The sequence below is a fragment of the Mycolicibacter acidiphilus genome, from assembly GCF_018455725.1.
GTDB lineage: Bacteria > Actinomycetota > Actinomycetes > Mycobacteriales > Mycobacteriaceae > Mycobacterium > Mycobacterium acidiphilum.
The window spans coordinates 1-20,640 of record NZ_JAHCLR010000029.1; the positions used below are offsets into that span (position 1 = coordinate 1).

Consider the following 20,640-nt stretch of genomic DNA (forward strand, 5'->3'; position numbering starts at 1 on the left):
CGATAGCTCACCTAACTACCGATTTTGCAACAGCCCGTTGGGCCCGTTCAAGTCTGCACGTTCACCGGGGATACGGCTCAGGCCTCGGTCGGATCCGATGGCGCCCGACTGCCTTCCCCGGCTCCGCAAGCTCCGCCGGCTCAGGCCTCGGTCGCGAGCGGACTGGTCGCGACCTCGGTGCCGTCGGCCAGCCGGGTGATCTGGAAGTCCCCGAAGATCACCGGGGCGACGGCCGCCAGTTGCCGCAGGCACTCGATCGCCAGCCGGCGCAGCTCCAGGTCGGCGTGCTCACTGGCGCGCATCGCGATGAAATGCCGCCACGCCCGGTAGTTGCCGGTGACCACGACCCGGGTCTCGGTGGCGTCCGGCAGCACCGATCGGGCGGCCTGCCTGGCCTGTTTGCGCCGCAGCACCGCGTTCGGCGCGTCGGCCAGCCGGGCTTCCAGGCCGGCCAGAAGCTCGGCGTAGCTGGCGTGGCTGGCGTCGGCAGCGGCCAGGAACAGCCGCTCCAGTTCCGGGTCGCCGGCGATGCCGGGCGGGACGACGACGTCGGCATCCCCGTCGGGCACGTAGCGCTGCGACAGCTGCGAGAACGACAGGTGCCGGTGCCGGACCAGTTCGTGGGCGCACGATCGGGACAGTCCGGTGATGTAGAACGTGACGCTGGCGTGTTCGAACACCGCCAGATGCCCGACGTCCAGCAGGTGCTTGAGGTAGCCGGCGTTCGTGGCGGTCTTCGGGTTGGGTTTGTCCCAGCTCTCGTAGCAGGCCCGCCCGGCGAACTCCAGCAGCGCCTGGCCGCCGTCGGCGTCGGTGCCCCACACCACGTCCGGCGGTGCGGCGAACTCGGTCTTGCCGATCAGTTGCACGCGCAACGGTGCGGTCTGGGCCACCGCGAAACCCTAGCTCACCCTCGCAGTGTTCCGTCGCCGATGTCAGGCGATCGGTACCTTGGCGGCGATCCGGTCGGCGATGACGACGGCACTGTCCTTCGGGTCGGTGCTGCAGGTGTTGACGTCGACGACGACGTTGTTGCGGACGGTCATGGCCCGCCCGCAGGCCTGCCACGCCGAGTCACCGGCGTTCTGCTGGGTCGTGATCGTCCGCAGCATGCCGTCGGCGTCGGAAATCTCGCCGGCGACCCATTCCGACCCGCTTTGAATGTGCCGGTAGTCCTCGCAGGCGGGCCACTGTTTGACGGACGCGTCGAAGAAATCAGTCGCCTGTTTCGCGGTGGGAAACAACACCACCGCCTGATCGACGAAGTGGGCGTTGTCCTCACCGTCGCTGAGCATCTGTTCCCGGACCGCGCTGTAACCGCTTCCGGCGTAGACCTTTTCCTGCGCGACACCGTCGATGGCCAGACAGTCCGGCGGTTCCATCGAGCCGCTGTCATCCGGCATCACATCGTGCGGGGCGCGCGCCTTCATGTCGGTGACGCCCATGATCGGGTTGACGTCTTCGGGGTGCAGCAGCAACGACCGGAGTTGTTTGGGCCCAACGGGCGGTGCGGGGGGCGTCGTCGTGACGGCGGTCGTGGTGGCGCGCGGCTTGGCGTGTTGGTGCGGACCGCACCCGGCAACCAGGAGACAACAGGCGACCGGAACGAATGCGGTCATCGAAATACGCACTCGCCAGCACCTCCGATTTCGCGGACCCCCTCGGTCAAAGCTTCTGCAAATGTACCGCCGCGGGGGTTCGCCACCGGTTATTGGCGGTCATCGGCCGCTAAATGTCGGCCGATCAGGGCGCCTACTGCTTCTGCAATCGCGGGATCAGGTTGCCCCGATCCCCCACCGTCACCCGGTCGAGCCCCAGCCAGGACGTCATCGATTCCAGCTCCCCGGTCAGCGCGGACGCAACCCGCGACGGGTCCCGGCCGTCCTCGACGAACGCACCGACCACGTGCAGCGCACCGCGCTGCCGATCGGCCTTGAGATCGACCCGGCCGACCAGCTCGCCATCGAGCAGGAACGGCCAGACGTAGTAGCCGTGCTTGCGCCGGTGCGCGGGGGTATAGATCTCGATGCGGTAGTGGAAGTCGAACAACCGCTGCACCCGGGGCCGGAAGAAGATCAGCGGGTCGAACGGGCACAGCAGTGCGGTTCCGGCGTCCTGGCGTGGAATACGTTGCCCGGCACGAAGATACGCCGGGGCATCCCAGCCCTCGACGGTGACGGGTTCCAATTCACCGTCTGCCACCAGCGCGGTGATCGCCGGTTTGGCCTGACCGGCCGACAGCCGGAAGTAGTCGCGCAGGTCGGCTTCGGTGCCGACGCCGAGTGCGCCGGCGGCCCGCAGCATCAGTTCGCGCACCGCTTCGTCGTCGTCGACGTGACGGTCGAGCACCGCCGCCGGCAGCACCCGTTCGACCAGGTCGTAGTGCCGGGCGAAGCCCACCCGGGTCGCCGTGGTGAGAATGCCGGCCGCGAACAGCTCCTCGGCCACCCACTTGACGTCGCTGCGCTTCCACCAGGCGCCGCGACCGCGGTGCGACGACGCGCTCAGGTGCGTCTCGATCTGTCCGGCGGTGGCCGGCCCGAGCTCACCCACCGCGGCGATCACGTCGTCGGCCAGGCGCGGATTGGCCTGCGCGACGCCGGTTCGCCACCGCCCGTGGGTGTAGCCGCGCATCCGCCAGCGCAGCAGCGGCCAGTCCTCGACGGCCATCAGCGCGGCCTCGTGCGCCCAGTACTCCACCAGCAGCCGCGGTGACCGTTCGGTGTGGCTCCACGCGGCCCGGTCCAGCACGGTGCGGTCGTAGGGGCCGAGCCGGCTGAACACCGGGGCGTAGTGGGCGCGCACCGCCACCGATACCGAGTCCAACTGCAGCACCTGGATGCGGTCGATCAGCCGCCGCAGGTGCGCCCGGGTCAGCGGCCCGGACGGCTTGGCCTGAGTGAATCCCTGTGCGGCAACCGCGATCCGGCGGGCCTGAGCCGCGGTCAGTGCACCCATTACCGGCGGTAGCTGACGAACCGGTATCGCAACCCCGTCCTGCTGGTCAGCCAGTCCCCCGCCGTGCGCTGCCAGGTGTCGTCGAGCGCCGGTGCCGGAGTGTCGCCGTCTCGGGGCGGCAGGTCGACGTCGATCTCGGTCACCTCGCAGCGGGTGGCCCGTGGCAGGGCCTGCGCGTAGATCTGTCCGCCGCCGATCACCCAGGTCTCGCCGGTCAGCGCCGCATCCAGGGTGGTCACCACGGTGGCGCCGTCGGCACGATAGTCACCGTTGCGGGTCAGCACGATGTTGTCCCGCCCGGGCAGCGGCCGCACACTGGCCGGCAACGATTCCCAGGTCAGCCGGCCCATCACCACAGCGTGGCCCAGCGTGAGCTGTTTGAACCGGGCCTGGTCTTCGGGCAGTCGCCACGGGATGTCGCCGTCCCGGCCGATGATCCCGGAGGTCGACTGCGCCCAGATCAGCCCGACGTTCGTCGTACGGGTCATACGGCGACCGGCGCCTTGATCGCCGGGTGCGGGTCGTAACCGGTGATCTCGATGTCGGAGAACTCGTAGTCGAAGATCGAATCACGGTGCGCCAGAACCAGTTGCGGATACGGGCGCGGTTCCCGCGACAGCTGGGTGCGGACCTGCTCGACGTGGTTGTCGTAGATGTGGCAGTCACCGCCGGTCCAGACGAACTCGCCCACGTCCAGCCCTGCCTGCGCGGCCATCATGTGGGTGAGCAGCGCGTAGCTGGCGATGTTGAACGGCACCCCGAGGAACAGGTCGGCGCTGCGCTGATACAGCTGGCAGGACAGCTTCCCGTCGGCGACGTAGAACTGGAACAGCGCGTGGCACGGCGCCAGCGCCATCTGGTCGAGTTCACCGACGTTCCACGCCGAGACGATGATCCGGCGTGAGTCGGGGTCGGTGCGCAGCAACTCCAGGGCGCGGGCGATCTGGTCGATGTGTTCGCCCGACGGCGTCGGCCAGGACCGCCACTGCACGCCGTAGATCGGCCCGAGTTCCCCGGCCGGCGAAGCCCACTCGTCCCAGATCGTCACACCGTGCTCGTGCAGCCAGGCCACGTTGGACTCACCGCGCAGAAACCACAGCAGTTCGTAGACCACCGACTTCAGGTGCACCTTCTTGGTGGTGATCAGCGGGAAGCCGGCGGACAGGTCGTAGCGCAACTGGTGGCCGAACACGCTGCGGGTGCCGGTGCCGGTGCGGTCGGCTTTGGGGGTCCCCTGCTCCAACACCAGCCGCAACAGGTCCTCGTAAGGGGTGGCGATCGGCACGCCGATAGCTTAGAACGGAAGGCGTGCCCCATGTCAGCGACACGATCACCACGCCCGACGGCGACTGCCCGATCCTGCTGTTCACCCCCGGCGACGACGCCGGTCCGTGGCCGGGGATCGTCATGTACCCCGACGCCGGCGGGGTGCGGCCGGCGTTCCGCGAGATGGCAGCGCAGCTGGCGAGCTTCGGCTACGCCGTGCTGCTGCCCGACGTCTACTACCGCAACCCGGGCTGGGCGCCGTTCGACATGAAAACGGTGTTCCACCAGTCGGGTGAGCGCGACCGGATCATGTCGCTGATGCACTCGATCACCCCGGAGGTGATGGCCGCCGACGCGGCGGCGTTCTTCGACTATCTGGCTTCGCGGCCGGAGGTGTGCGGCGAGCGGTTCGGGATCTGCGGCTACTGCATGGGTGGACGCACCTGCCTGGTGGTGGCCGGCCGGGTGCCGGGCCGGGTGGCGGCGCTGGCGTCATTCCACGGCGGCGGGCTGGTCACCGACAGCCCGGACAGCCCGCACCTGCTGGCCGAGAAGATCCAGGCGGCGGTCTACGTCGCCGGTGCGCACAAGGATGCCTCGTTCACCGAGGCAAACGCCAAGACGCTCGATGACACGCTGACCGCGGCCGGGGTCGAGCACACCGTGGAGTTCTACCCCGCCGAGCACGGCTTCGCGGTGCCCGACAACGCCCCGTACGACGCCGACGCCGCCGCACGACACTGGGCGGCGATGCGGGAGTTGTTCGGCGCCAAGCTGATTGGGTAGGCACGGCAGGAATGCCAAGATCCTCCGAGAGAGGCAATTTCTCATGACTGGGCCGTCAAAGCCTGACCTGCGGGCGCATCGCGACCAACTGCTCTCCGCCGCAAATACTTTCAGCACCAACTCCTCAGAACATCTGGCCACGATGAGGGAGAAATCGGCGAAGTGGTCCCGCGAATCGGTTCATGCGCTGCGCACTTACGTCGAGTACATGACCGAGCAGGTCCGCATCGCATTGGCTCGCATTCGCGATCTCGCCCACCACATCCCGGTCGAGGACACCAATCACCCTGACGCGGTGGCCGACACCCCATAGCATCGAGGTATCGGCAATACGACGACGCCCGGTATATTCACCGGCTAATCGACGAACAGGACAGGGGCGGCGTGGTGTCGGAGGTACTGCGGGTGGACACCGCTGCGGTGACCGATGCCGGTACGGGATTTTTCGCCGCGGCCGGTCGACTTCCGACCACGGTGGACCCCTTCACCGCCGCCGGCGGCGACGCGTTGTCGACAGCCGGGTTGAGCCGCCAGCAGTCTGTGGAAACCCCGCTCACCGAAGCCCTTCCCATTACCGGTCGGGCCGCCGTTGCCGGGGGCGACAAGATCACCCGGGCTGCGCACCTGTACGCGGCGACGGATTCCCGGCTCAGCGCCCGGCTGAACTCCGGCTTGCAGGTCGGCGACCACGACGGCACGCCGCCTTCGACGTCACCGGCGCCGGCGGGCGAGCAGCCGGTCAGTGCGTAGTCCGGTGGGAATCGAGCACCCGGCCGGCCCGTATGCCGTCGAGATGACTGCCGGTGGAGCCTGGCCCGAAGCCGACGAGGACGCCTACTTTCGGCGTGCGGATGAACTCAGCACCCAGCGCAAACAGTTGACCACGGCATTGGAGGACTGGCAGCGCCACGAGACGATGCTGTTCGCGGGTTCGCAGGTGTGGACCGGAAGCGCCGCCAACGCCGCGGCCAAGCAGATCGGTCGACTCACCGCGGCGATTCAGACCCACCAACAACAGTTCACCGCGGCGATCGACCAGGCGCACACCACTGGTGGGGTGCTGATCTGGGCCAAACAGCAGATCACCGCCAATGTCGAGCACGCCCAAGCCGAGATCGCCGAGGTGCAGCGGAACACCGAATTCACCGATGCGCAGAAGACGTTCTTCGCGCAGGGGAACACCCGAGCGACCAGGTCGAAGAACCTTGCGGTCATCGACACCGCTGTCGCCAAACTCGGCCCGGCACCCACCGCAGGGGGCAACGTGCGGATGGTCTCCAACGGGACGCGGGTGCCGTTGGCCCCGCCGAAAGTGCCGGCCGACGATCCGCTGTCAAAACCGATCCCCGAAGATCCGGTGCAGTTCCACGATTTCTGGGAGTCGCTGACACCAGCGCAGAAGGATGCCCTGTACGAGCGTGACCATTCGATCGGCAACCATCCCGGCATGCCGGTTGATCCGGACAATGATCACCGGGGCAACGACTGGTACAACAAACGGCACCTGAGCGACGACCTGGGCCAGGCTCAGACAGCAGGGACTCGCGCGGACGCACTGAAGGCCGCACACCCGGATTGGGCGGACGGCAAGAACATTCCGCGCCCCAATACACCGGGTGCAATCTTCGCCGATCGGGTGGCTTACGAGGCGTGGCAGCATCAGTACGATGCCGCCCGAGACGGGGCGAAACACCTGCCCGACCTGCAATCCGTCGACCGTGTGCTCAAAGCCAGCCCAGATCGGAAACTGCTGCTGCTGGACACCGAAAGCGGCAGCCAAGCCCATGCCGCGATCGCGGTCGGCAACCCCGACAAAGCCGACCACGTCTCGGTGACCGCCCCGGGCCTCAACACCACCGTGCGGGATTCCCTCGGCGGTATGGCAGATGAAGCAACCCATCTGAGGAACGAGGCAATACGCCAACTCAGCGCGACCCCCGGCCACGAACACGACACCGTCGCGACCGTGGCGTGGGTCGGCTACGACACCCCGCAGATTCCCGGGATGCACGACCCGGGCCACTCGACCGGCGGCGGCTGGGATGTCACCCACGACACCGTGGCCAGATCCGGCGCACACGACCTGGCCCGTTTCTACGACGGGTTGCAGGCCTCGCACGAGGGCGCATCGGCGCACATGACCGCGATCGGACACTCCTACGGATCGCTGACCACCGGCCTGGCCCTACAGGAACCCGGCAATCACGGCATCACCGACGCCATCTTCTACGGTTCTCCCGGCATCGAGGCCACCACCGCGCAGCAACTACACCTGCAACCCGGACACGTCTACACCATGGAAGCACCCGACGACCCGGTCCAGGGGGCCTACGACGCCCCACCCATCGCACGCCAGTTGGCCCCGGTGCTGCCGCCCCCGTTCAATTACCTCGCCGAAGGCCTGCTGGGTACGGCCGATGCCTCCGGCGCCGGAGACTTTGGCCCGAACCCGGCCACCAACCCCAACTTCATCCACCTGAGCACCGTGCCCACCACCGTGCCCGACGGACGCCACCTCGACGGCGCCTCCGGACACGCCCAATACCCCCAGCAGGGCGACAACGGAGAACTCCGAATCACTGGCTACAACCTCGCCGCCGTACTGGCCGGCCTCAGCGATCAGGCGATTCCTGAAAAATGATGAGAAACCGAACAACATTCGACCCCCAGCGGCGGAACCACGAACGCCTGTTCCTCGTCGCAGCCGTCATCGCACTAGCCACGGCAGGATGTCACATGAACCAGCCCGACAGCACGACGGCGCCCACGCAAACCACGAACACCATCGACGCCCTCCGATCCCTGCCTTCACTTGAAGACACTGAAATCCAAGTGCAAACCGCAATGGACGAGATCAGCACTAGCGTCAGCGAATTGGTTCCTGCGGCGACGTGGGAGACCCCTCATGAAGGCTCAGGCGAGGATTGCCAGCGACCACCGTACAAGAATGCCAACGCCCGAGGGTACTTTCTGCCGCACAAAGTCGCTGTCCGTGTGCCCGTATCTGAACAACAATGGGCGGAAATACAACAGACAGCCGAATCCGCGGCCGCTCAACTCAACGCCACTGACGTCCAGGTCATGCAAAACGAACCGGGCAACCACGACGTCGGGTTCTACGGTCCCACTGGACTATTCATCAAAGTCGCCTACAAAGGCAATCTGGTGGTCTCCGGCTACACCGGTTGCCGCTTGCCACGTGACTCCTCGTCATGACACCCGGCGGGCCCGGCCTACCCCGCAGCAGGCCCGAACAGCACCTCGAATTCGGCGATGACGTCGTCGAGGGGCGCCGTGGAGCGCTGTGCGCGACACAGGATCAGCACACCCTCGATCGCAGCCACGGCTAGCGTGGCGAGCCGGTCCGCACGGTGTCGTGGCACGCCCTCGATCACCAGTTGGTGAGCGATCACCCGGTGCCAGCGCGCGAAGATCTCGGCAACCGCCGGCAGCAGGTGCTCATCAGCGGTCGATCCACCGACTGCCACCGAGACGACCGGACAGCCGGCGCGAAAGTCCGAGTCGCGCAGCGTCGTCGCCCAGAACTCTCTGAGGCGGTGCAGGGCCGCGACGGAGCCCTCGGCGGTCACACCTTCGACGACGGCGCCGATCACGTCGCCGGCCAGCGCGAGCGACTCGGTCATGATCTGGTCACGACCGCCGGGAAAGTGGTGGTACACCGAGCCGCGCGGCGATTTCGTGCGGGACAGGACGGCGTCGACTGTCACGCCGGCGGCACCGCGTTCCCGCAGCAGTTCGATCGCACCGCCCAGCATTTTCGTCTTGGTGCCGCTTCGCGGTCCCATACCCGTCAGCGCTCGCAGAGTTCCTTGATCCCGGCCAGGTTGGCCCGCATCCCGGCTTCCCATTCGCCCAGGCGCCGCGCCACGATCCGCGCCTCCTTCTCGGGCATCGCCGCGATCGCCAGGCTCAGCCCGGATTGTCCGGGCCCCATCCGGCCCCACTGCCGCACGATGGCGCCGTCGTCGGTCGGATCGACTTCGAAGCCCCAGGTCGCCGCCACGCCGTCGTCGCCTTGGACCTGCCACACCCACCGCCGACCGTCTTCGACTTCCACCACCCGACTTTCGGTCTGCCAGTCCCCGACCGCGGGGTTGCTGTTGTAGCCGCGAAACCCGGCGCCGACGACAATCCGGTCGGCACCATCGAGCCATTCGACCCGCTGCAACTCAGCGGAGAACCGCGCCGGCAGACCGATGTCGGTGACAGCAGCCCAGATCTGATCCACGTCACCAACCACCCGATCGGACACCTCGACGGTCGGACAATCCCGATAGCGCACCAGCGTCTCCTTCGAACAGACCGACTAGGGAATATGGTATAGAACATAACACTGACCAAGTCCGGGAGGAACCATGCGCGTCGGCGTTGTCATCGAACCGCGACTGCCCGGCGCCATCGAGTTCGCGCGGGACGCCGAACGGATCGGCGTCTCCTCACTGTGGGTGCCCGAGGTCTGGGGTTATGACGCACTAACCGGCCTGGGCTATCTGGCCGCAGCCACATCGACGATCGAACTCGGTACCTTCGTCGTCCAACTAGGCTCACGCTCACCGGCCCTGCTCGCCACATCCGCATTGAGCCTGCAGCAGCTGTCGCACGGGCGGTTCACCCTCGGTATCGGTGTCTCCGGCCCACGGGTCATGGAGGGCTGGCACGGTGTCCGGTTCCGCAAGCCGGTGCAGACCACCCGCGAGACCATCGAGATCATCCGGACGATCAGCCGCGGCGAACGCCTGGACCACGCCGGGGAGATCTATCCGCTGCCGTTGCCGGGCAGTGCGGGTGCCGCACTGCAGCCGATGGTCGCACCGGCGCATGTCCCGGTCTACGTGGCCGCGATGGGGCCCGTCAACCTGCGGTTGACCGGCGAAGCTGCGGACGGCTGGCTCGGCAACGCCTTCATCCCCGAGGCCGCCGAGGTCTTCCTCGGGCCGCTGCGGGAAGGCGCCGAGGATGCGGGGCGCACCCTGGCGGATCTGACGCTGGTGGCGCCGGTCGCAGTCGAATTCACCGATACCGCAGCAGAAGCCGACGCTGCAGCACGTCGTCACGCTGACGGCTATGCGTTCACCATCGGCGCGATGGGCTCAGCGGGTACCGGTAGTCGCAACTTCTACAACGACGCCTTCACCCGGCTCGGGTTCGGTGACGCCGTGGCGCGGGTCGCCGAATTGTGGCAGTCGGGTGATCGGGGCGCCGCCCGCCGCGAGGTCCCGATCGAACTCGGCAGCCACACCAACCTGCTCGGTACCCCGGATCAAATCACCGAGCGAATCCGGTTGTACCGCAACGCCGGAATCGACACCCTGCTGGCGAAACTCGACGGACCGTACGAGCAGCAACTGGCCACGTTGAGCCGGCTGCTGCGGGTCATCGCCGGTTAAGCCAACCAACCACTACCCGGAGCCGTCCCCGCAGCGGGAATCCGGTTCGCGGCGGCCCGCCAGCCAATCCCGCTGTCGATGAACGAAATCCGACCCGACCGGTACTCCGTGGCCCGGCACGTAGATCGCGTCCGGACCGCCGACCTCCAGCACCCGGTCCAGGGTGCCCGGCCACGCTGGCAGCTCCGCATCGGCTCCAATGGCCGGGTCACCGGATTCCTCAACCAGGTCTCCGCAGAACACCACCGGCCGGTCCGACGGCCCGACCGCAGGAACCAGCACCACCAGATCGTGGTCGGTGTGGCCACTGCCGGGGTGCGCGACATGCACGGTGAGACCGCCGAGATCCAGGTCCAGATTCGTGATCGTGCGGTCAACCGGCCGCAGTGCGGCCAGGGCGGCATCGACCAGTTCGGGATCCGCACCGTGGTGCACCGCATCCGCGCGAAGTTCGGCGCGACCGGTCGCCAGCAGTGCCGCAGCCTGCGGCGCGGCGTAGACGGTGGCGGATGCAAATGCCGACGAACCCAGCACATGGTCGAAGTGAGCATGTGTCAGCACGACGTGCCGGACCGGGCGGTCGGCCAGCATCAACAGATCGTCAGCGACCCGGCGGGCTTCGATGAGCGTGGTGCCGCAGTCGATGATCAGTACGGCAGTCGCACCGACCACCGCTCCGACGTTGACGTCGCAGAATGGCAGCCGGGCCTGATACGCGCACTCGGACAGCCGGGTCCAGCGATAGTTCGTGGCGACGTCTCGGTTACCGCTCAAATCGGCCATCGCCGCCCTCCCGTCCGGCATGCCCATTCCCAGCCCCTACCGGCTCAGATAACCGCCTGCTCGGCCACTTCCCGCGCCTTATCCACCAGGGCGTCGACCCACGCAGTGATCGGCGTGCCCCCCGCCGCCCGGTTCGCCGGGTTGTCCAGCACCCGTCGGATGATCCCCTCGGCGATGATCGCGACCTTCCACAGCCCCAGCGCGTGCCAGTACGCCAGCGTCGCGGCGTCGCGGCCGGTCTGCTCCAGATACACCCGGGCAAGTTCGGCGCGGTTCGGGAAGCCGTCGAGGGTGGCGATGATGAACTCCCCGGCGATGGCCTCCTCGCCCGGTTCCGGCCAGTACGCCAGCAGGCTGCCCATGTCGGCCAGCGGGTCACCGAGGGTGGACAGTTCCCAGTCCAGCACCGCGCTCACCTGCCCGGTGGTCCGGGAGGTGATGACGTTGCGCAGGTGGAAGTCGCCGTGCACCAGCGTCAGTTCCTGATTCGCCGGCTCGGCGGCCACCAGTCGGCGGGTCAGATCGTCAAGCGCCGGTAGCTCGCGTGTCTTGGACAGCTCCCACTGCCCGGACCAGCGTTTGAGCTGACGCTGCGCGTACGGCTTGTGACTGGCCAGATCGGCCAGGCCCACCGCGTCGATGTCGACCGCGTGAATCCTGGCCAGCGTCTTGGGCATTGACAGCCCGATCTGCCGACGGCGTTCCGGGGTCAGGGATTCGGCGACCGCCATCCGGTCCACCACCACCCCGTCGACGTACTCCATCAGCAGCAGCGGTGTGTCCTCGGAATCCCGGGTCAGTCCATATACCCGCGGCGTCGGCACATCGGTCTCGCCCAGTGCCGACAGGATTTTCGCCTCCCGGGCGACGTCGTGCGCGGACGCCAGCAGATGTCCCAGCGGTGGCCGGCGCAGCACCCAGCGGTGGTCGGCGGCATCGCACACCAGGTAGGTGAGGTTGGACTGGCCCAGCCCGATGCGCTCGAAGGTCAGCGGCCGGGTGACCGGTATTCCGAGTTCGGCGATCCAGCGCGCCACCGACGGCGGGTCGATCCCGAGCGGTTCGGCATCAGCCATCGAGGCTCACCCGGAAACCCGAAGCGTCCCCGAGGATCTGGCCGCCGTCGATCACCAGGGTCTGCCCAGTGATCCAACTCGCCGCATCCGACACCAGGAACTTCACCGCTTCCGCCACGTCGACCGGCTCACCGATCCGGCCGAGCGGTGTCGTCACCGATAGCGCCTGTTCATGCTCCTTCCACAGCACCTCCGCCATCTTGGTGCGCACCACCCCGGGGCAGACCGCGTTGACCCGCACCCCCGGCGAAAGCTCCAGTGCCAGTTGCTTGGTGACGTGGATCAGCGCTGCCTTGGTGGCGTTGTACAGGCCCATGTGCGGCGCGAAGCTCATCCCGCCGATCGAGGCGGTGTTCACCACCGCACCGCCGTGCTCACCCATCCAGGCCTTCACCGCGCACGACGTCCACAGCAGCGGACCCCACAGGTTGACGTCGAAGATCTTGGCGAACCGGCCGTGATCCTGGTCGATCAGCCGGCCGAACGCCGGGTTCGTGCCGGCGTTGTTCACCAGCATGTCGATGCCGCCGAACCGATCCAGCACCGCCTCGATGCAACGCTGAGCGGCGTCGTCCTCGGCGACGTGCGCCGCCACCCCGAGTGCGGTGCCGTCGACCTGCGCCGCGGCGGCGTCGGCGGCCTCCTGGGTGCGTGCGGTCAGCACCACATTGGCCCCGGCGCCGGCCAGTCGCTGGGCGATCGCCAACCCGATACCGCGGGATGCCCCGGTGATGATCGCGGTGCGTCCACTCAAATCGGTTGTCACTGCGAAACCTCCCGGTATTTCTTCAATTCCTGACGGGCGATGGCCCGCTTGTGCACTTCATCCGGCCCATCGGCCAGGCGCAACGTGCGCAGGTGCGCCCAGAAGCCGGCCAGCGGGAAGTCGTCGGTGACCCCGCCCGCTCCGTGCACCTGGATGGCCCGGTCGACGATCTTCAGGGCGATGTTGGGGGCGGCGACCTTGATCGCGGCGATCTCGGTCTGCGCGGCCTTGTTGCCGACGGTGTCCATCAGGTACGCGGCCTTGAGGGTGAGCAACCGGATCATCTCGATGTCGATGCGCGCCTCGGCAATCCAGTCCCGGATGTTGGCGTTCGCACTGATCGGTCGTCCGAAGGTGGTCCGCGAGTCCGCCCGCAGGCACATCAGTTCCAGTGCCCGCTCGGCCATCCCGATGCAGCGCATGCAGTGATGGATGCGCCCCGGCCCGAGCCGGGCCTGCGCGATCGCGAACCCCTCGCCTTCCCCCTTGAGCACGTCGGTGACCGGGACGCGCACATCGTGGAAATCGATCTCGGCGTGGCCTTCCCGGTCCTGGTAACCGAAGACCGGCAGTCCGCGCATGACGGTCACGCCGGGTGCGTCGATCGGGACGACGAGCATCGACTGCTGCCGGTGAGTGGCGGCATCCGGATCGGTTTTTCCCATCACGATCATGACTTTGCAGTTGGCGTGCAGGGCGTTGGAGGCGAACCACTTCCGGCCGTTGAGCACGTACGCATCGCCGTCGCGCACCATCGACAGCTGGACGTTGGTGGCATCGGAGGACGCTACCTGCGGTTCGGTCATCGCGAACGCGGAGCGGATCGTGCCCTCCAGCAGCGGCTTGAGATATTTCTCCTTGTGCTCGTCGCTGCCGAACAGCGTGAACACCTCCATGTTGCCGGTGTCGGGGGCATTGCAGTTGCAGGCCTCCGGCGCCAGTTGCGGACTGCGGCCCATGATCTCGGCCAGCGGCGCGTACTCCAGGTTGGTCAGGCCCGGACCCCATTCGGGGTTGGGATGGAACAGGTTCCACAGGCCGCGACTGCGGGCTTGCTCCTTGAGTTCCTCCAGGATGGGGGGCTGAAAGTGCGGGTTGCCCGACTCGGCCATCTGCGCCTCGTACACCGACTCCGCCGGGTAGACGCAGGCATCCATGAACTCCAGCAGGTCGTTCCGGTATTTCGTTGCGCGATCGGACATTTCGAACAGGGACATGCAGGCTCCTCCGGGCTTCTATCAAACAATCAGCGGTCTGCGTGGTACAGGCTTTCCTGGTAGCGGCGCATACCGTGCAGCCACCGGTCGTAGTCCTCACCCTTGTGCCGGTACATGTCCAGCACGGCGGGATGCGGCAGGATCAGGAAGCGTTCCGCATCGATCGCTTCGAGGACGACGTCGGCGACGTGCGCGGGTTCGAGCACCTGCCCGGCGGTGGTGACCGCGCGGGTCGCCGCCCGGGCGCGCGGGTCGTCGGAGTCCTGCCCGGCGTAGAGCAGTTTGGTGCTGACCCCCATCGGACACAGACAGCTGACCCGCACCCCCTGGTCTCCGTAGCTGACCGCCAGCCATTCGGCGAAGCCGACAGCGGCGTGCTTGGTCACCGAGTAGGTGGCCGAGCCGACCTGAGTCAGCAGTCCGGCCGCCGAGGCGGTGGAGATGAAGTAACCGCTGCCGCGCCGGACCCACTCCGGCACCAGCAGTTGCGCGGCTCGTACATGGGCCATCAGGTTGACATCGATACTGCGCGCCCAGTCGGATTCGTCGGCTTCCAGGCCGACCGCTCCGAGAATGCCGGCGTTGGCGAAATACAGGTCCACCGGCCCGAATTCGCGGTCAGCCAGTTCGATCAGGTGCCGGATCGCCTGGGTTTCGGAGACGTCGACGGCCGCTGCGGCCGCAACCGGCTCGGACCGGTCGGCGTTGAGTCCGTCCGCGACCATCCGGACCGCCGGCTCGTCGAGGTCGGCGACCACCACCCGGGCGCCATCACGTACCAGTGCCGCGCTCAGGGCTGCGCCGATACCGCTGCCGCCACCGGTGACGATCGCAACCTTCCCGGAAACCTGCATCCCCGACCTCCTTCGTCAGTACCGCGTCCGGACCGCTCCGCGGGCACGGCGTGTCCCGCCAAGACCGCACACATCCCGGCCGTGTGACGGGTTTTCACTTCCCGCTTCCCGACCGCGATCATTGCGCCCCGACAGCCCGACCATAATTGAAACCGGATTCATGTTCAAGGCCCGGACGGAACGTCCGGGAAACGCAGCGCATTCGCCCACAGCCGGGTCACGGTTGCCACCAGTGCCTCGAATCCGTCGTCACCGGCCGTGGCGATCCCACCCAGGACGAACGCGTTGTAGGCCAGCCGACTGACCATGCCCGACAGCGCCTGTGAGGCCAGCAGCGCATCGACCCCGCCGTCGGCGATGCCACGCGACTGCAGGTCGGCGATCCCGGCCGCGTTGCGCCGGATGAACGCATCGGCCCGTCGCGCCCGGAACGCCCGGAACTCCGGGTCGATCTGGGCGACCTGCTCAAGCAGCCCCATCAACTTGGCGTTGCGCCGGTAGGCCTCCAGGTAGGCGCGATTACTGGCCTCCAGCACCGCATACGGGTCGTCGGCGGCACTGACCCGGTCCATCCCCGGGTGCAGCATGTCCTGCTGCGCCTGCTCAAGGACCGCGGCGAAGATCTCCTCCTTATTGGAGAAGTAGGTGTAGAACGATCCGATCGCGCAGCCCGCAGCTTTGGTGATGTCGCTGAGTTTGGCGTCGAGGTAGCCGTCACGCTCGAACACCTTGCGCGCCGCCGCGATCAGCCCGGCTCGGGTCTTGGCCCCACGCACCGTCGCCGGCAATTGGCGGGCGGCAGCCACCGGAACGGCATCCATCGCCACATCGTAACTGAATCCAGACTCAACTTCAGGTCAAATTCTGTCGACGGCGACCTCGAGGTCCGCGGCTGCGAGGCCGTCATCGGCGTCGGCGGTGAACTCCCCCAGCAGCGCCTGCGACTCCGCCACCGGCAGCGACTCGACTCCGCGGAGCTTCCGTTGAATGGCACGGCTGCGCACCCCGGCGCTGTCGATGGTGTTGCGAGCGGTGTCCAACTGCTTACGGGTGCGCTCAAGGATGTCGGCGAATTTCCCGAACTCCGTTTTGACCGCACCGAGGACCTGCCACACTTCGCTGCTGCGCTTCTCGATCGCCAGCGTGCGAAAACCCATCCGCAGACTGTTGAGCAGGGCGGCCAGCGTGGTGGGCCCGGCCAGCACGACCTTGTACTCGGCCTGCAACCGCTCGAACAGACCCGGCTGGCGCAGCACTTCGGCGTACAGGCTCTCGGTGGCCAGGAACAGGATGGCGAAGTCGGTGGTGTAGGGCGGCGCCAGGTATTTGTCACGGATGTCGGCGGCTTCGGCTTCGACTCGTTTCATCAGCGCCTTGCGCGCCTCCACCTCACCGGCAGCATCGGCGTGCTCCTGGGCGTCCAGCAGCCGCTCGAAATCCTCCCGCGGGAATTTCGCGTCGATCGGCAGCAGGATCCCGGTGCCGTCGTCGGGGCCGGGCAGCCGGATCGCGAACTCCACCCGTGCGGTGGAGCCGGGCACCGTCACGACGTTCGTGGCGTACTGCTCCGGTGTCAGGGTCTCACTGAGCAGTGCCGCCAGTTGCGTCTCACCGAAGATGCCGCGGGTCTTGACGTTGGACAGCACCCGCTTCAGGTCACCTACGCCGGTCGCCAGACTCTGCATCTCGCCGAGCCCGCGCTGCACGGCCTCCAACCGCTCGGAGATCTGCGTGAACGACTGGGCCAGCCGGGTCTCCAGGGTGGCCTGCAGCTTCTCATCGACCGTCGCGCGCATCTTCTCCAGTTGCGCGGTGTTCTCGCTCTGCAAGCTCTTCAGCTGCTGGTCCAGCGTGGTCCGCATCTCGGTGATCCGCTGCTGATTGTCGGCGCCCAGCCGCTCCAGGGTGTCCTGCAGGCCGACGCCGAACCGCTGGAGCGCGGTCTGCGATTCCTCCCGCGTGGTGCGCGCGTCCTCGATCAGCTGGTTGCGCAACGCCTCACCGCGGTGTTGGGTGCCGTCGCTGAACTGGGCCAGCCGGGCGGAGAAGTCCTCGATGCGCTCCCGCTGACGGCCGTTGAGGTTGTCCAATTGCACCTGCACATGAGCGCCGAACTCGCGGAATGATTGCGCCAGCTCGGTGCGGCCGGCCCGCTGCTCCTCCCGCAGCGTGCGCTCGACCCGCTCACTGTCACCGCGCAGTGCGGTGAGCTGCTCCGCCGGGATCGCCGTACCCCGCGGCCGCAGCAGCAGTACGACCTGCAGGATCACCACCAGGATCGCGAGTGCGACGCAGAGAATCAGTACCAGGGTGTCCATGCCGGAACCGTAGACCCGGCCACCGACATCACCTCAGAACGGGGAATTGCCCTGCTCGGACAGCACGAATCCATGCTGACGGACGGGCTTGCCACCCTCACCCTGACGCTCGGCCACGCAGGAGATCGCCGCGTCGACGGCGCAGGTCGCCGAGATGTCCGCGGTGCGCTGGGTGATCTTGCTGCCCGCCGGCAACAGGTGGAACTCCCCCAGGCTCGCGTTGTAGCCCGTCAGGTCACCTTGACGCTCGGTGAAGCTGCCCGCCGTGTAGTTGTAGGCCGTCGCGATGCCCTGCGCGCCGTTGGGCATCGTGCCCCAGCAGTTGACCTCGACCCAACCGCCGCGCGAGTTGCTCATCAGCGAGCAGCGCTGGCCGCCCGGCGCTTCGAACACCGAGCCGGACCAGGCCTCGGCGTTGGCCCACTCGGCCGGAATGATGGCGGGATATTCGGCGGCGTTGACGGCGGTGTAGCCGCTCAGATTGGGGGCCGCCACCGGTGGGACCGCCGGAGCCACCGAGGTCGTCGGGTCCGCTGACGCAGTCGGGGCCGCTGGATCTGCCTGCACTGTCGGCGCTGTCGGATCCGCCGCAGCGGGCACGATACCGACGCACAGCGACACGCAGATCCCAACGGCGAACGATCTGACCCCGGCTGCGAACACGGGAACGGATGCTACCGACGCAGCCTGAACCGAACCGCAGAAATAGCCGCTAAACCGTCTCAGCCCTTGAACGGCAGCAGCTTGTTGACGAGGTCGATCTGCTTGCGCAGGTCGTGGATCAGGGCCGTGCCCCGGGCGGTCTGCACGACGGCGGTGATCCCGTTCTTGTGCTCGGCCAGCTCGGTCAGATCCTCATAGGCGACGCGGAGGGACTCCAGCGTGCGCGCCATCAGGTCATTGATCGCCTGCGGGTTGTTTGTTGCTTGGGTCACGGGATCGCAGCCTAGCGCCTCACCGGAGCGGCTGTGCGGGAACCACGACAGCAAACACCGCCGCAGCGGCCGCCGCCCGGCGTAGGGTCAGTGCGGCATTGACGGGAAAGGGGCGGCCGGTGCGGCACTGGGTCTTGGGCGGGCTGGTCGCCGTCCTCGCGGTTTCGGGTCTGATCGTTTCGACGCCCCGCGCCGGCGCCGGGTGCCAGGACAATCCGCTGCTGTTCTTCTCCACCGCGCAGAAGTGCGACGGACCGGTCGACCCGGACGGCACCTGGGAGCGCTGCGTCGTCTACTACTACGAACCGCCGAAGTCGCCGCCGATGCAGAAGGACTGCCACCGGATGGGTCCGGTCGGCCAGCAGTATCCGTCGCACGCCTTCTACCAGCCCGACGCCCACATCGACCCGTAGCGGCGGGTGTCACGGCCAGGCTTGGGTAACCCTGCAGCCGGGCGCTGATGTCCCCGAGCTGACCAAGGTGACGTCGGTCTGCCGTTTCGAGCCATGAACATTGGGAAAATCGCAGGTAAAAGCACCTCCGAGGGTATGGGGTGTCGTTCGCGACACGTGAGGTAGGTCCCGTTTCTGTGTCATTTCGGACCTGGAGCATCAACAAAGTCGCCGGTAAAAGCACCAGTGGACGCAGGGGTGTTGTTCGGGACATGTGAAGTGACCCGCATTGGTGGGCTTGCTGGCGACTCCACGGACGAAGGCCCCGATGGACAAGCTCCGCCAGAACACGGGTCGGAGGTCGCACGTCTCAGGACCTCCCACATGCCCAAACGTTTGCTTCCGTGGTGGCAGCGACGTGGTATAGACTCGAACGAGCCTGGGGCGTTGAGCTTCAGGAAGTGAGCCCGGCTCCTCTCCGGACGGTGAGCGGCCGGGCTTCGCGCTTTCAAGGGACGACACGCTCCAAGTGCCCGACAAGCGGGTGAATCCGTTCAGCCCACACTCCACCGGCCGACGAGCACCAGGCGACGGCGTCTGCAACCCACAACAGCGGGTCGCTATGTGCCGGCAGGTGGTCGTAACCGAAACCGGCAGCCTGCCCGCGTAGTTCACCGACGAGCACTTGCCGATCCAGATGGTCGCGGCCCTCGCGCGATTCGATAACCAACCGGGTGACGTTGCGGTCGAGTAGTTGACGCACCATTCTGCGGAAGCTTTCAGCTCGGACCGCGGTCTCGTCACCCTTGCCGTGAAAAACCAGCGCGGTCGCTGCGGCGTTGCTCACGAGCGCATCGACGATTTGCCGGCGCCGGCTGGCGCGTTCATGCACGAAATGCCACCGTCGTTGCCCTGGTAAGCAAAGCGAGCGCGCCACGCGACGCAATGAGTCCACGTCCCCATCGGTCACCACCGCTACGCACACGTAGTAGCGGGCGCCCCTGCCCGACTCGTCGACGAATGCCTGAGCGGTCACCGGTCAACATTGACACACGATGCGCGCCCCTCGACACGACCGACTCCAACCCCGAAGATCACGGCAAGTCAGAAACGACTGCCGAGCCCTGATACGGCTCGACCGTGAAGGGGGTAGTTTCCCGACTCGCGACCAAGGTCCGGTTTCTGTGTCGAAACATGATCTAAGCCAGCGGAATCCATTGTTGATGTTGCCGTCCATACTCTCGACTGTCCTCCCGCGCGGCATCAGGGCGAGTCGAACACGGAGTGGTCGCCGATCCTGCGCCACCGGCAACGGAGTTCGTCGTCGACTGTGACCAGTTCGAAGGTGGCACGACCGTCGGGACTCGCGAACGACCAGGTCATTTCTAATACGTTGGGCGCGCCCTGAACCGACTTGACCCGAAGCGACCTGGGCCAGGCGGCCGACGGATCGACCACCAGCGCGTCGCACGCTGGGATGAACTTGGTTGTCAGCACTCGACGGAACGCATCGCGGCGCTCACGTTTGAGCCGACGATAGTCGGCGTCGAACGCCGGTGTCGTTTCAAACTTCACTACCGATCAGCGTCCAGCCGATCCAGATGCTCCAACAGGGCATCACCATCTTGGTGGACCGTCACCCGCCCTGCCGCGATGTGGCCGTCAACTTCCTGCTCCCGCTGCTGCCAGCGCTCGGCCCAAAACCAACGCTGATCAGCGGGAACCGGCAGCGACGGCCGGAGTTCCAGTACACCGTCCTCGCGCTCGATGATCTCCACCTGCGCACCCGGCTCGTCCAGGTGCAGCCGACGCCGGACCTCCGCCGGCAGCGCGACAACACCCCGTGATTGCACCCCGACATACCCATGAAACGCCATGACG

General features: G+C 67.1%; 26 protein-coding genes. 7 read left to right on the forward strand and 19 right to left on the reverse strand.

Features of this window, described 5'->3' with window-relative positions; genetic code table 11:
* Positions 1 to 140: 140 nt before the first annotated feature.
* From thyX to KIH27_RS14290, 5 genes are all read right to left on the reverse strand, one after another.
* Positions 141 to 893: an FAD-dependent thymidylate synthase gene (gene thyX, locus KIH27_RS14270; RefSeq protein WP_214093623.1), complete on the reverse strand. Its 753-nt coding sequence runs from the start codon at positions 891 to 893 to the stop codon at positions 141 to 143.
* 42 nt (positions 894 to 935) lie between these two features.
* Positions 936 to 1,619, reverse strand: a complete 684-nt coding sequence (locus tag KIH27_RS14275) for a sensor domain-containing protein (RefSeq protein ID WP_214093624.1) — start codon at positions 1,617 to 1,619, stop codon at positions 936 to 938.
* A 133-nt stretch (positions 1,620 to 1,752) separates the two neighbouring features.
* Positions 1,753 to 2,958, reverse strand: coding sequence for a winged helix-turn-helix domain-containing protein (locus KIH27_RS14280; protein ID WP_214093625.1), 1,206 nt, complete (start codon positions 2,956 to 2,958; stop codon positions 1,753 to 1,755).
* Positions 2,958 to 3,446, reverse strand: coding sequence for a dihydrofolate reductase (locus KIH27_RS14285; protein WP_214093626.1), 489 nt, complete (start codon positions 3,444 to 3,446; stop codon positions 2,958 to 2,960). Before KIH27_RS14285 ends, KIH27_RS14280 begins: the two co-directional genes overlap by 1 nt.
* Positions 3,443 to 4,243: a thymidylate synthase gene (locus KIH27_RS14290; protein WP_214093627.1), complete on the reverse strand. Its 801-nt coding sequence runs from the start codon at positions 4,241 to 4,243 to the stop codon at positions 3,443 to 3,445. The genes KIH27_RS14285 and KIH27_RS14290 overlap by 4 nt, the downstream gene beginning before the upstream one ends.
* Positions 4,244 to 4,266: 23 nt before the next feature.
* Here KIH27_RS14290 and KIH27_RS14295 point away from each other — a divergent pair, with 23 nt between their 5' ends.
* The 5 genes from KIH27_RS14295 (at position 4,267) to KIH27_RS14315 (ending at position 8,226) form a co-directional block, all read left to right on the forward strand.
* Entirely contained in the window at positions 4,267 to 5,010 is a 744-nt protein-coding gene (locus KIH27_RS14295; protein WP_214093628.1) for an alpha/beta fold hydrolase, read from the forward strand.
* 43 nt (positions 5,011 to 5,053) lie between these two features.
* Positions 5,054 to 5,323: a hypothetical protein gene (locus KIH27_RS14300; RefSeq protein ID WP_214093629.1), complete on the forward strand. Its 270-nt coding sequence runs from the start codon at positions 5,054 to 5,056 to the stop codon at positions 5,321 to 5,323.
* A gap of 74 nt (positions 5,324 to 5,397) precedes the next feature.
* A complete protein-coding gene (locus KIH27_RS14305) occupies positions 5,398 to 5,760 on the forward strand; it encodes a hypothetical protein (protein ID WP_214093630.1) in 363 nt (120 codons plus the stop codon).
* Entirely contained in the window at positions 5,753 to 7,651 is a 1,899-nt protein-coding gene (locus KIH27_RS14310) for an alpha/beta hydrolase (protein ID WP_307856883.1), read from the forward strand. Before KIH27_RS14305 ends, KIH27_RS14310 begins: the two co-directional genes overlap by 8 nt.
* Positions 7,652 to 7,746: 95 nt before the next feature.
* Positions 7,747 to 8,226: an LppA family lipoprotein gene (locus tag KIH27_RS14315; RefSeq protein ID WP_214093631.1), complete on the forward strand. Its 480-nt coding sequence runs from the start codon at positions 7,747 to 7,749 to the stop codon at positions 8,224 to 8,226.
* A gap of 17 nt (positions 8,227 to 8,243) precedes the next feature.
* Here KIH27_RS14315 and KIH27_RS14320 read toward each other — a convergent pair whose 3' ends face one another.
* Together KIH27_RS14320 and KIH27_RS14325 are read right to left on the reverse strand one after the other, a co-directional pair.
* Positions 8,244 to 8,816: a TetR/AcrR family transcriptional regulator gene (locus KIH27_RS14320; RefSeq protein ID WP_214093632.1), complete on the reverse strand. Its 573-nt coding sequence runs from the start codon at positions 8,814 to 8,816 to the stop codon at positions 8,244 to 8,246.
* 5 nt (positions 8,817 to 8,821) lie between these two features.
* Entirely contained in the window at positions 8,822 to 9,313 is a 492-nt protein-coding gene (locus KIH27_RS14325) for an SRPBCC family protein (protein WP_214093633.1), read from the reverse strand.
* 73 nt (positions 9,314 to 9,386) lie between these two features.
* Between KIH27_RS14325 and KIH27_RS14330 the strand changes: the two genes are divergently transcribed.
* The gene (locus KIH27_RS14330) at positions 9,387 to 10,418 is read left to right on the forward strand and encodes an LLM class flavin-dependent oxidoreductase (RefSeq protein ID WP_214093634.1); all 1,032 of its coding nucleotides are present in this window, start codon (positions 9,387 to 9,389) and stop codon (positions 10,416 to 10,418) included.
* 12 nt (positions 10,419 to 10,430) lie between these two features.
* On the opposite strand, the gene KIH27_RS14335 is transcribed toward KIH27_RS14330, so the two are convergent.
* The 9 genes from KIH27_RS14335 to KIH27_RS14375 form a co-directional block, all read right to left on the reverse strand.
* Complete coding sequence (locus KIH27_RS14335) at positions 10,431 to 11,201, reverse strand: MBL fold metallo-hydrolase (protein WP_214093635.1); 771 nt, start codon at positions 11,199 to 11,201, stop codon at positions 10,431 to 10,433.
* 44 nt (positions 11,202 to 11,245) lie between these two features.
* Entirely contained in the window at positions 11,246 to 12,277 is a 1,032-nt protein-coding gene (locus tag KIH27_RS14340; protein WP_214093636.1) for a phosphotransferase family protein, read from the reverse strand.
* Positions 12,270 to 13,043: an SDR family oxidoreductase gene (locus KIH27_RS14345; protein WP_214093637.1), complete on the reverse strand. Its 774-nt coding sequence runs from the start codon at positions 13,041 to 13,043 to the stop codon at positions 12,270 to 12,272. Before KIH27_RS14345 ends, KIH27_RS14340 begins: the two co-directional genes overlap by 8 nt.
* On the reverse strand, positions 13,040 to 14,260 hold the full coding sequence (locus tag KIH27_RS14350) for an acyl-CoA dehydrogenase family protein (protein WP_214093638.1): 1,221 nt from the start codon (positions 14,258 to 14,260) through the stop codon (positions 13,040 to 13,042). Before KIH27_RS14350 ends, KIH27_RS14345 begins: the two co-directional genes overlap by 4 nt.
* 29 nt (positions 14,261 to 14,289) lie before the next feature.
* Positions 14,290 to 15,114, reverse strand: a complete 825-nt coding sequence (locus KIH27_RS14355; protein ID WP_214093639.1) for an SDR family oxidoreductase — start codon at positions 15,112 to 15,114, stop codon at positions 14,290 to 14,292.
* A gap of 164 nt (positions 15,115 to 15,278) precedes the next feature.
* The gene (locus KIH27_RS14360) at positions 15,279 to 15,935 is read right to left on the reverse strand and encodes a TetR/AcrR family transcriptional regulator (protein ID WP_214093640.1); all 657 of its coding nucleotides are present in this window, start codon (positions 15,933 to 15,935) and stop codon (positions 15,279 to 15,281) included.
* A 36-nt stretch (positions 15,936 to 15,971) separates the two neighbouring features.
* Positions 15,972 to 17,432, reverse strand: coding sequence for a DNA recombination protein RmuC (locus KIH27_RS14365; protein WP_250150153.1), 1,461 nt, complete (start codon positions 17,430 to 17,432; stop codon positions 15,972 to 15,974).
* 33 nt (positions 17,433 to 17,465) lie between these two features.
* Positions 17,466 to 17,927, reverse strand: a complete 462-nt coding sequence (locus KIH27_RS14370) for a hypothetical protein (RefSeq protein WP_214093641.1) — start codon at positions 17,925 to 17,927, stop codon at positions 17,466 to 17,468.
* A gap of 227 nt (positions 17,928 to 18,154) precedes the next feature.
* Positions 18,155 to 18,367 carry a hypothetical protein gene (locus KIH27_RS14375; protein ID WP_214093647.1) on the reverse strand — a complete coding sequence of 71 codons (213 nt, stop codon included), beginning with the start codon at positions 18,365 to 18,367 and terminating at the stop codon, positions 18,155 to 18,157.
* A gap of 134 nt (positions 18,368 to 18,501) precedes the next feature.
* On the opposite strand from KIH27_RS14375, the gene KIH27_RS14380 reads away from it, so the two are divergent.
* Positions 18,502 to 18,780 carry a CDGP domain-containing protein gene (locus KIH27_RS14380; RefSeq protein WP_250150158.1) on the forward strand — a complete coding sequence of 93 codons (279 nt, stop codon included), beginning with the start codon at positions 18,502 to 18,504 and terminating at the stop codon, positions 18,778 to 18,780.
* Between the two features lie 487 nt (positions 18,781 to 19,267).
* Here the strand turns inward: KIH27_RS14380 and KIH27_RS14385 are convergent, their stop codons facing one another.
* The 3 genes from KIH27_RS14385 to KIH27_RS14395 form a co-directional block, all read right to left on the reverse strand.
* A complete protein-coding gene (locus KIH27_RS14385) occupies positions 19,268 to 19,795 on the reverse strand; it encodes a hypothetical protein (protein ID WP_214093643.1) in 528 nt (175 codons plus the stop codon).
* A 227-nt stretch (positions 19,796 to 20,022) separates the two neighbouring features.
* Positions 20,023 to 20,334 carry a hypothetical protein gene (locus KIH27_RS14390; RefSeq protein WP_214093644.1) on the reverse strand — a complete coding sequence of 104 codons (312 nt, stop codon included), beginning with the start codon at positions 20,332 to 20,334 and terminating at the stop codon, positions 20,023 to 20,025.
* The coding region (locus KIH27_RS14395) for an AbrB/MazE/SpoVT family DNA-binding domain-containing protein (protein WP_307856884.1) at positions 20,334 to 20,640 on the reverse strand (307 nt) is incomplete at its 5' end. The genes KIH27_RS14395 and KIH27_RS14390, both read right to left, overlap by 1 nt.

Bases quoted from the DNA above. Each gene is read 5' to 3' on its own strand.
- KIH27_RS14275 (WP_214093624.1), bottom strand. From the start codon at position 1,619: ATGACCGCATTCGTTCCGGTCGCCTGTTGTCTCCTGGTTGCCGGGTGC.
- KIH27_RS14280 (WP_214093625.1), bottom strand. From the start codon at position 2,958: ATGGGTGCACTGACCGCGGCTCAGGCCCGCCGGATCGCGGTTGCCGCA.
- KIH27_RS14285 (WP_214093626.1), bottom strand. From the start codon at position 3,446: ATGACCCGTACGACGAACGTCGGGCTGATCTGGGCGCAGTCGACCTCC.
- KIH27_RS14300 (WP_214093629.1), top strand. From the start codon at position 5,054: ATGACTGGGCCGTCAAAGCCTGACCTGCGGGCGCATCGCGACCAACTG.
- KIH27_RS14315 (WP_214093631.1), top strand. From the start codon at position 7,747: ATGAACCAGCCCGACAGCACGACGGCGCCCACGCAAACCACGAACACC.
- KIH27_RS14320 (WP_214093632.1), bottom strand. From the start codon at position 8,816: ATGGGACCGCGAAGCGGCACCAAGACGAAAATGCTGGGCGGTGCGATC.
- KIH27_RS14330 (WP_214093634.1), top strand. From the start codon at position 9,387: ATGCGCGTCGGCGTTGTCATCGAACCGCGACTGCCCGGCGCCATCGAG.
- KIH27_RS14335 (WP_214093635.1), bottom strand. From the start codon at position 11,201: ATGGCCGATTTGAGCGGTAACCGAGACGTCGCCACGAACTATCGCTGG.
- KIH27_RS14340 (WP_214093636.1), bottom strand. From the start codon at position 12,277: ATGGCTGATGCCGAACCGCTCGGGATCGACCCGCCGTCGGTGGCGCGC.
- KIH27_RS14350 (WP_214093638.1), bottom strand. From the start codon at position 14,260: ATGTCCCTGTTCGAAATGTCCGATCGCGCAACGAAATACCGGAACGAC.
- KIH27_RS14355 (WP_214093639.1), bottom strand. From the start codon at position 15,114: ATGCAGGTTTCCGGGAAGGTTGCGATCGTCACCGGTGGCGGCAGCGGT.
- KIH27_RS14360 (WP_214093640.1), bottom strand. From the start codon at position 15,935: ATGGATGCCGTTCCGGTGGCTGCCGCCCGCCAATTGCCGGCGACGGTG.
- KIH27_RS14365 (WP_250150153.1), bottom strand. From the start codon at position 17,432: ATGGACACCCTGGTACTGATTCTCTGCGTCGCACTCGCGATCCTGGTG.